General features: G+C 64.5%; 7 protein-coding genes and 1 pseudogene. 1 reads left to right on the forward strand and 7 read right to left on the reverse strand.

What is annotated here, in order from left to right:
• Positions 1 to 245: 245 nt before the first annotated feature.
• Positions 246 to 1592, reverse strand: coding sequence for a phosphoglucosamine mutase (gene glmM, locus VGP39_RS21590; RefSeq protein WP_327570128.1), 1347 nt, complete (start codon positions 1590 to 1592; stop codon positions 246 to 248).
• A gap of 276 nt (positions 1593 to 1868) precedes the next feature.
• Complete coding sequence (locus tag VGP39_RS21595; protein WP_327570129.1) at positions 1869 to 2021, reverse strand: hypothetical protein; 153 nt, start codon at positions 2019 to 2021, stop codon at positions 1869 to 1871.
• A gap of 104 nt (positions 2022 to 2125) precedes the next feature.
• Between VGP39_RS21595 and VGP39_RS21600 the strand changes: the two genes are divergently transcribed.
• Entirely contained in the window at positions 2126 to 3262 is a 1137-nt protein-coding gene (locus tag VGP39_RS21600) for an alpha-hydroxy acid oxidase (protein WP_327570130.1), read from the forward strand.
• Between the two features lie 149 nt (positions 3263 to 3411).
• Here VGP39_RS21600 and VGP39_RS21605 read toward each other — a convergent pair whose 3' ends face one another.
• The 5 genes and pseudogenes from VGP39_RS21605 to VGP39_RS21625 all read right to left on the reverse strand — a co-directional run.
• The gene (locus tag VGP39_RS21605; RefSeq protein WP_327570134.1) at positions 3412 to 4020 is read right to left on the reverse strand and encodes a hypothetical protein; all 609 of its coding nucleotides are present in this window, start codon (positions 4018 to 4020) and stop codon (positions 3412 to 3414) included.
• A gap of 236 nt (positions 4021 to 4256) precedes the next feature.
• Entirely contained in the window at positions 4257 to 4874 is a 618-nt protein-coding gene (locus VGP39_RS21610) for a hypothetical protein (RefSeq protein WP_327570131.1), read from the reverse strand.
• Between the two features lie 66 nt (positions 4875 to 4940).
• On the reverse strand, positions 4941 to 5774 hold the full coding sequence (locus tag VGP39_RS21615; protein ID WP_327570132.1) for a shikimate dehydrogenase: 834 nt from the start codon (positions 5772 to 5774) through the stop codon (positions 4941 to 4943).
• 139 nt (positions 5775 to 5913) lie between these two features.
• Complete coding sequence (locus VGP39_RS21620; RefSeq protein ID WP_327570133.1) at positions 5914 to 7680, reverse strand: SulP family inorganic anion transporter; 1767 nt, start codon at positions 7678 to 7680, stop codon at positions 5914 to 5916.
• Between the two features lie 163 nt (positions 7681 to 7843).
• Positions 7844 to 8158, reverse strand: a pseudogene (locus tag VGP39_RS21625) (elongation factor G); the annotation flags it as partial.

Raw genomic sequence — 8158 nt, forward strand, 5'->3', positions numbered from 1 at the left:
AGCTTGTGAATCTATTGATTTTTGCGTTTTCCGACATGAGTCAAATCAAAGACTTAGGACCCGCAGAAACGTCGAAATTCGAATAGATTCACAAACTCTGAGGAGCCGCGCGCTTGCGCGGCGTCTCGAAGGATGGCCGCAGGCGCTTGTGGCGCATCCTTCGAGACGCGGCCAAGAGGCCGCTCCTCAGGATGAGGTCAGTACTGGTTGGCCATCAGCAAGACTGCTGGCAGACGTGACGCGCATTACGCCGCCGCGGCATCGCCCAGTGCGGACACGATGTGGTCGACCACTTCCTCGACCAGGATACGGTCGTCGCCCTCGCCCATCACGCGAATCACCGGTTCGGTGCCGGAGGAGCGGACCAGCAGCCGGCCATGACCGTTGAGCCGCTTTTCGCCGTCGCTGATGGCTGACTTGACGTCCGCGTCGTCGAGCGGCTTGCCGCTGCGATAGCGCACGTTCTTCAGGATCTGCGGCAGCGGATCGAAGCGGCGGCAGACTTCCGACACCGGGCGGCGCAGCTTTTGCACCACCGCGAGCACCTGCAGCGCAGACACAAAACCGTCGCCGGTGGTGGCGTAGTCCGACAGGATGATATGGCCGGACGGTTCGCCGCCGAGATTGTAGCCGCGGCTCAGCATCTGCTCCAGCACATAGCGGTCGCCGACCGGCGTGCGGACCAGTTCGATCCCCAAGCCCTCGAGGAAACGCTCCAGGCCTAGATTCGACATCACGGTGGCGACGATCCCCGGTTTGGCGAGCCGGCCGTCTTCCTGCCAGCTCTGCGCGATCACAGCCAGCAACTGGTCGCCATCGACCACATGACCGCGCTCGTCGACAATGATGACGCGGTCGGCGTCGCCATCGAGCGCGATGCCGATGTCGGCGCGCATTTCGCGCACCTTGCGGCTGAGCGCTTCCGGCGCGGTCGAGCCGCAGTCCTTGTTGATGTTGAAACCATCGGGCTCGACGCCGATGGCGATGACGTCGGCGCCGAGTTCCCAGAGCGCTTCCGGCACCACCTTGTAGGCGGCGCCATGGGCGCAATCGACCACCACGCGCAGGCCGTCGAGGCTGAGGTCGCGCGGCAGCGTGCGCTTGGCGAATTCGATGTAGCGGTCATGCACGCCGTCGATGCGGCGGGCGCGCCCGAGGCTGGCGCTCTGCGCCAGCTTCTTGTCGAGGTTTTCGTCCAGCAGCTGTTCGATCTGCTTTTCGACGTCGTCGGACAATTTGAAGCCAAGCGGCCCGAACAGTTTGATGCCGTTGTCCTCGAACAGGTTATGCGAGGCGGAAATCATCACCCCGAGATCGGCGCGCATCGATTTTGTGAGCATCGCCACCGCCGGCGTCGGCATCGGGCCGAGCAGCAGCACATCCATGCCGACCGAGGTGAAGCCGGCGACCATGGCGTATTCGATCATGTAGCCCGACAGCCGCGTGTCCTTGCCGATCACCACGCGATGACGATGCTCGCCGCGCTGAAACACGAGGCCAGCGGCCTGGCCGACCTTCATTGCAAGCTCCGGGGTGATCAGGCCGTTGGCGCGGCCCCGAATCCCATCCGTCCCGAAATATTTGCGGCTCATTGCCCCTCCCCCAAATCGTTCCAGTTCTCCAACCCGCCCCGCTGAGAACTCCGAACGCCTGCGCATTATTATACCGTGACGCGCTTATAAAGCCTCCGGCCCTAAAATGGCTTCAAAAAATATGATGAATCATTACCGGCAGATGGAGCGCAAGGTAGCGCTTAAGTTATTGAAGAATAACGATTAAATCGATGGATTCGTCCGCAACCGGACCTTGCGAGAGCCGGGTAGCAATGTTCGTAAAACCCGAATTCGCCGCCGAAGGGGGCAGCGGCTCTAGCCCTTAGGCTCAATGTGGTGGTCCTCCTTTGACGGCGGTGGCTGGGTTACGCTCACCGGGTCCGAGGCTGGAAAGGTCTCTTGAAGGCCCTCCTCCAGCGCCTCGTCGAGCTTGCGCTTTTCGGCGCCCTTGTCTTTCGCTGCGGTCATCGCGTCCTCCGGTCTTGCCGGTCACGCATGGCGATTTGGCGGACGGCTCAACCATGCTAGATGAAACTGAAAGCGAACAATTACAAGAAGGGCCGGAAACGCGCATGAAGCACATCACCTGCATCGAGGATCTGCGACAGCTGCACAAGCGCCGCGTACCAAAAGCATTCTTCGACTACGCCGACCGCGGCTCCTATGCCGAGGAAACGCTGCGCGCCAATCGCGCCGATCTCGAGCAGATCAAGTTCCGGCAGCGCATCCTGGTCGATGTGTCGAAGCGCGACCTCTCGACCACCATCCTCGGCGAGCCCGCAGCGCTGCCGCTGATCCTGGCGCCGATCGGGCTGTGCGGCATGCAGCATGGCGACGGCGAAATTCTCGCCTGCCGCGCCGCGCAGGCCGCCGGGATTCCGTTCACGCTGAGTACGATGTCGATCTGTTCGATCGAGGACGTAGCATCAAGTGTCGACAGGCCGTTCTGGTTTCAGCTCTACGTCATGAAGGACCGCGGCTTCATCAAGGCGCTGATCGAGCGCGCCATCGCCGCCAAGTGCAGCGCGCTGGTGCTGACCGTCGATCTGCAGGTGATCGGGCAGCGCCATCAGGATATCAAGAACGGCATGACGGTGCCGCCGGAATGGACGCTGGCGAAATTTTTCGATTTCGCCACCAAGCCGGCCTGGGTGTCCGGCGTGCTGCGCGGCAAGCGCCGTACCTTCGGCAATCTGGTCGGCCACCTGAAAGTCGGCGACGATATCACCGCGCTTTCGCAATGGACGGCGTCGCAGTTCGACACCTCGCTGAACTGGAAGGATGTCGAGTGGATCCGCAGCATTTGGCCCGGCAAGCTGATCCTCAAGGGCATCCTTGACGTCGAGGACGCCGAGGAAGCGGCCAAGAGCGGCGCGCAGGCCTTGGTGGTTTCCAACCATGGCGGCCGTCAGCTCGACGGCGCGCCATCGTCGATCGAGGTGCTGCCGCAGATCGTCGATGCCGTCGGATCGCAAATGGAAATCATGTTCGACGGCGGCGTGCGCTCGGGTCAGGACGTGATGCGCGCGCTGGCGCTCGGCGCCAAATCCTGCATGATCGGCCGCGCCTACGTTCACGGCCTCGGCGCCGGCGGCGAGACTGGCGTCGCCAAGGCGATCGACATCATCAGCAACGAACTCAACGTCACCATGGGGCTGTGCGGCGTCAATACCATCGCGGAGATCGACGAGCGCGTGCTGGCCGATTAGGGCGCGCCTCACACCCAGCCGTCATCCTGAGCAGCGCGCTCTTGCGCGCGTCTCGAAGGATGGCCGCGGTTGCCTGGGCCAAATCCTTCGAGACGCCGCGCAAAGGTGCGCGGCTCCTCAGGATGACGGTGGATGCGTGGGGAATGCCCTCACATCGGCGGCGTGATGCCGTCCCGGCCGACATTGACGCGGGCTGCTTCCAGCATGCCGTCGTCCTTCTTCACCGCGCCGAAGATGATGATCTTGGCGCCCGGTTTCAGCTCCGACTTGTCGCCGGCGACGAAGGTGACGATCGGCGTATCCGGCGGCACCACGACTTTCTTTTCGCCGTCCTTGTATTTCACCAGGATGTTCTGGCCGTCGGTGCCCTTGACCGTCTCGGCGACGGTGGCGTTGGTCATGGTGCTGTTGGGCCTGAGGTCCCAGGGCCTGAAACCTTCGGCAGCGCCGCGCTGGGCTTCCGGGAAGATATGGACCGCGAGCGCCTTCTGGGTGCCGTCGGGCTCGGGCATTGCCGACACGCCGATGTAGGACCCCGCCTTGATCTCGGACAGTTCGGTCTTGGCGACGCCGAACACCGCGACGTTGTCGGTCATGCGCACCTTCATGTCGGTGCCCTCGCGCGACTTGATCGCCAGCACCGGACCGTCGACCGCCTCGATGGTGCCGCGGATGCGGACCGTAGGAGGCTGCTGCGCCGATGCGACCGAGGCGAAGGATACGAGGGCCAGCGACGTTGCGAGCAGCACGCGCGGCATCAGCGAAGCGATGTGTGGCATGGCGAAATCCTCCCGAGGCTGTCGGACTAATCAAGGGGGAACACCGGATATGCGCGGCTATTCCGGATTCGTGTCCCGGACGCAGCGCAGCGCGTAGCCCTTGCGAAGCGGTGCGCTGCAGAGCCGGGACCGTACAAAGCGGCGGTGTTTGTGGCGGTCCCGGCTCTGCGGAGCGGCATGAAGAATGCCGCACCGCGTCCGGGACACCGGAGCACTCACATCGGCGGCGTCAGGCCGTCGCGGCCGACGCTGATGCGGTTGGTTTCGAACGAGCCGTCGGGCAGCTTCTTCATGAAGGCGATCACCTTGGCGCCGGGCTTGAGGTCGGGCTTGCCTGCGGGGACGTAGGTCACCACCGGCGTGTCGGGACCGACCACGACCTTCTTCTCGCCGTCCTTGTATTTGATCAGCAAGGTATGGCCATCATTGCCGACCACGGATTCGGCGACGGTGGCATTGGTCATGCTGCTGTTCGGCCTGAGATCGTAGGGCCGCGAGCCTTCGCCGGTGCCGCGCATGTCTTCCGGAAACACATGCACCTCGACCGCGTTATTGCCGCCGTCCGGCCCCGGCACGGTGGTGGTGCCGATGAAGGAGCCGACCTTGATGTCCGCCAATGCGATCTTGACGATCCCCACCACCCGGATGTCGCCGGCCATCGTCAGCTTGACCTCCTCGCCGCTGCGCGATTTTACCATCAGCGTCTGGCCATCGACGCTCTCGATGGTGCCGCGAACCCGCGACGGCGAGGTCTGCTGCGCAAGTGCTGCTATCGACGAGGCCGCGACCATCGCCAGGGCGATAAGCGGGCGCAAGGTGGAGCGAAGCGGCATGGGCTGATCTCCGATGACAGGTTGACTAAAACGAAAGACACCGGACAACCCCCGATATTTCCGGACTCAACCTTTTGTGAGATCGGCTTCGATCAGTTCACGCAATTCCGGCGTCACCTCGGGGCGCTGGCCGAACCACAGCTCAAAACCCCGCACCGCCTGATGCAGCAGCATGCCGAGGCCATCAGCGGTTTTCAGTCCCAGCGCTTGCGCCGCTGCCAGCAGCGGCGTCTGCAGCGGCAGATAGACCAGATCGGCTACCACGGCCTGCGGCGGCAGCAGGCCGACTTCGATCCCAAGCGGCGGCTGTGCCTTCATGCCGAGCGAGGTGGTGTTCACCAATAGTCCCGCGCCGGGCAGCAGGTCGCCGATCGCCTCCCACGGGACGGGAATGATTTGCGGCCCGAACTGATCCGCCAGCGCCTGCGCGCGCTCCATGGTGCGGTTGGCAAGATGCACGCGCGCGATGCCGCGCTCGATCAGCCCGAAGAGTACCGCGCGCGACGACCCGCCGGCGCCGAGCACCAGCGCGTCGGTGGCGGCGTCCCATCCCGGCGCTGACGCGTCGAGGTTGTTGATAAAACCTTCGACGTCGGTGTTGGTCGAGTACAGCGTATCGCCTTCGTACCACAGCGTGTTGGCGGCGCCGACCGCCTTGGCGCGCTCGTCCGGCACCGACAGCAGCAGCGCGCGCTCCTTGTGCGGGATGGTGACATTGGCGCCGACGAAGCCATGGCGCGACAGATGCGTGATGAACTCGGCGACATCTTCCGGCGGCACCGACTCGATGGTGTAGCCGCCCTCGATGCCGAGTCTGCGCAGCCAGGTGTGATGGATCAGCGGCGAACGCGAATGCGCCGCCGGCCATCCGATCAGGCACGCGGCGCGGGGTTTTGTCATGGCGGCCTTTCCCTCATCATGCCCGCGCTTGTCGCGGGCATCCACGTCTTTCCTCCCGATTGCCAGAAGACGTGGATGGCCGGGACGAGCCCGGCCATGACGATCAATTATGTTCTGGCCGACCGTGTCAAGATCGCGCTCAACGCGAATGCGAATTCGGCATTGCGTTACCTTGCAGCGAGGCAATAGCCGCCTCGTCTCGCTTGCCCTTGATGTCGGCAATCGCGCGCGCAATGGTTTCGCGGAATTTTGCGCGCGGCGGCCGGACGCCATGGGTCAGCAGCGCGCGCCGCACCGGCGAAGAGGCGCCGGTGATGAACAGCCGGATGCCCTGGCGCTGCGCCTTGGCCGCCACCCGGCTCATCGCATTGGCGGCGGTGGAATCCAGAAACGGCACCGCGGCGAAATCCACCACGAACGCCTTGTGGGTATCGGCGATGGAGTCCAGCACCGTGCCCACGGTCGAGGCCGCGCCGAAGAAGAACGCGCCGGATATGCGGTACACCACCACGTCGGGATCGGAGGCGAGGCCGGCATCGTATGGCTTGCGCTCGCCATTTCCGTCATCGGCCTTGTCGGCTGTCGCAAGCGGCGCATCGGCCTCGATGCCGGTCATCTCGGCCATGCGGTTGATGAACAGCACCGCGCCGAGCGCAAAGCCGACCAGGATCCCTTCGGTGAGATCGCGGAAGATCGTCAGCAGGAAGGTGGCGAGCAGTACAGTCGCGTCCCCCCATGACGAACGGATCAGCGTCCAGAACTCGTGCTTCTCCGCCATGTTCCAGGCGACGACTACCAGCACTGCAGCAAGTGCTGCGAGCGGGATGTAGCTCGCCAAGGGGGCCGCGATCAGCATGAACAGCAAAAGAAATGCGGAGTGCAACATCCCGGAAACCGGGCTGCGCGCGCCGGCGCGGACATTGGTCGCGGTGCGCGCGATGGTGCCGGTGACGCAGATGCCGCCGAACAGCGCCGAGCCGATATTGGCGAAACCCTGCGCCACCAGCTCACAATTCGAGCGGTGCCGGCGCCCGGTCATGCCGTCGGCCACCACGGCCGACAGCAGCGACTCGATGGCGCCGAGCAGTGCGAAGGCGATCGCGTCGGGCAGCACGGCCCGCGCTTTGTCGAGCGAGAACGCGGGCCAGGCCGGCCAAGGCAACGCGTGCGGAATGCCGCCGAACCGCGTGCCGATGGTTTCCACCGGCAACGTCAGCGCCCACGCTGCGATTGCTGCGACGGCAACCGCGATGAGAATGCCGGGCCAGGCCGGCCGCAGTTTTCTTAAGCCAACGATGATGGCGATGCTAATCGCAGCCACCGCGACCGCGGAAAAACTGGCGGTGTGCAGCGCGCCCGCGAGCGCGTGCAGTTTCGGAACCAGTTCGCCCGGCTCTTTCGGCAGCGTAACGCCGAGCAGATCCTTGATCTGGCTGGCGAAGATGATGACGGCGATGCCGGCGGTGAATCCGACCGTCACCGGATAGGGGATGAATTTGATATAGGTGCCGAGCCGAAGAAATCCTATGGCGATCAGAATCACGCCGGCCATCAAGGTGGCGAGGATCACGCCGTCGATGCCGTGGCGCTCGGCGGTCAGCGCCACCAGCACGATAAACGCCCCGGCGGGTCCGCCGATCTGAAACCGGCTGCCGCCCAGCAACGAGACGATGAAGCCGCCGATCACGGCGGTGGTGAGCCCGCGATCCGGCGTCACGCCCGATGCGATGGCAATCGCCATCGACAGCGGCAGCGCCACGATCGCCACCGTCAACCCGGCGATTGCATCGGCGCGAAAGCCCGCCAGCCGGTAGCCCTCGCGCAGCACCGTGACGAGTTTTGGCGTGAACAGTTCGGCAAAGGTCGGCTGATGGCCGTTTAGCGCGCGCCGCGTCGTGATCGCCATGCTCCCGAACCCCTGAGTCGAGAGAAGATATCACGATAATGGTGAGCGCAATTCCGTAGGGTGGGCAAAGGCGCTCCTTGCGCCGCGCCCACCATGGAGGCGTGCGGTGCCTTACCGGGTTGGTGGGCACGCTACGCTTTGCCCACCCCACGTTTGAAAACGACTACGCCGCATCCCGGTGCGCGGCGATGATCTGCTCGGCGGCGCGGCCGGTGACCTCGGCCATGCGGTCGAACTGCCGGGTAAAACTGCCGGCGCCGGCGGTGGCGGAGCGCAGTTCGACGATCAATTCGCCGATCTCCGCTTCCGGCATCATCGCGCGGACGCGATCCCAGCCCGGCCAGCCCTCGCGGGTGTCGAAGCCGAGAATCTGGCCGCGCCGGCCGGACAGGATGGCGTTGATCTTCGCGGTGGCGTCGGTGGGGCAGACGATCTCCACCACATGGATCGGCTCCAGCAGCACCGGCTGGCATTGCGG

Source organism: Bradyrhizobium sp. (assembly GCF_036009065.1).
Lineage (GTDB): Bacteria > Pseudomonadota > Alphaproteobacteria > Rhizobiales > Xanthobacteraceae > Bradyrhizobium.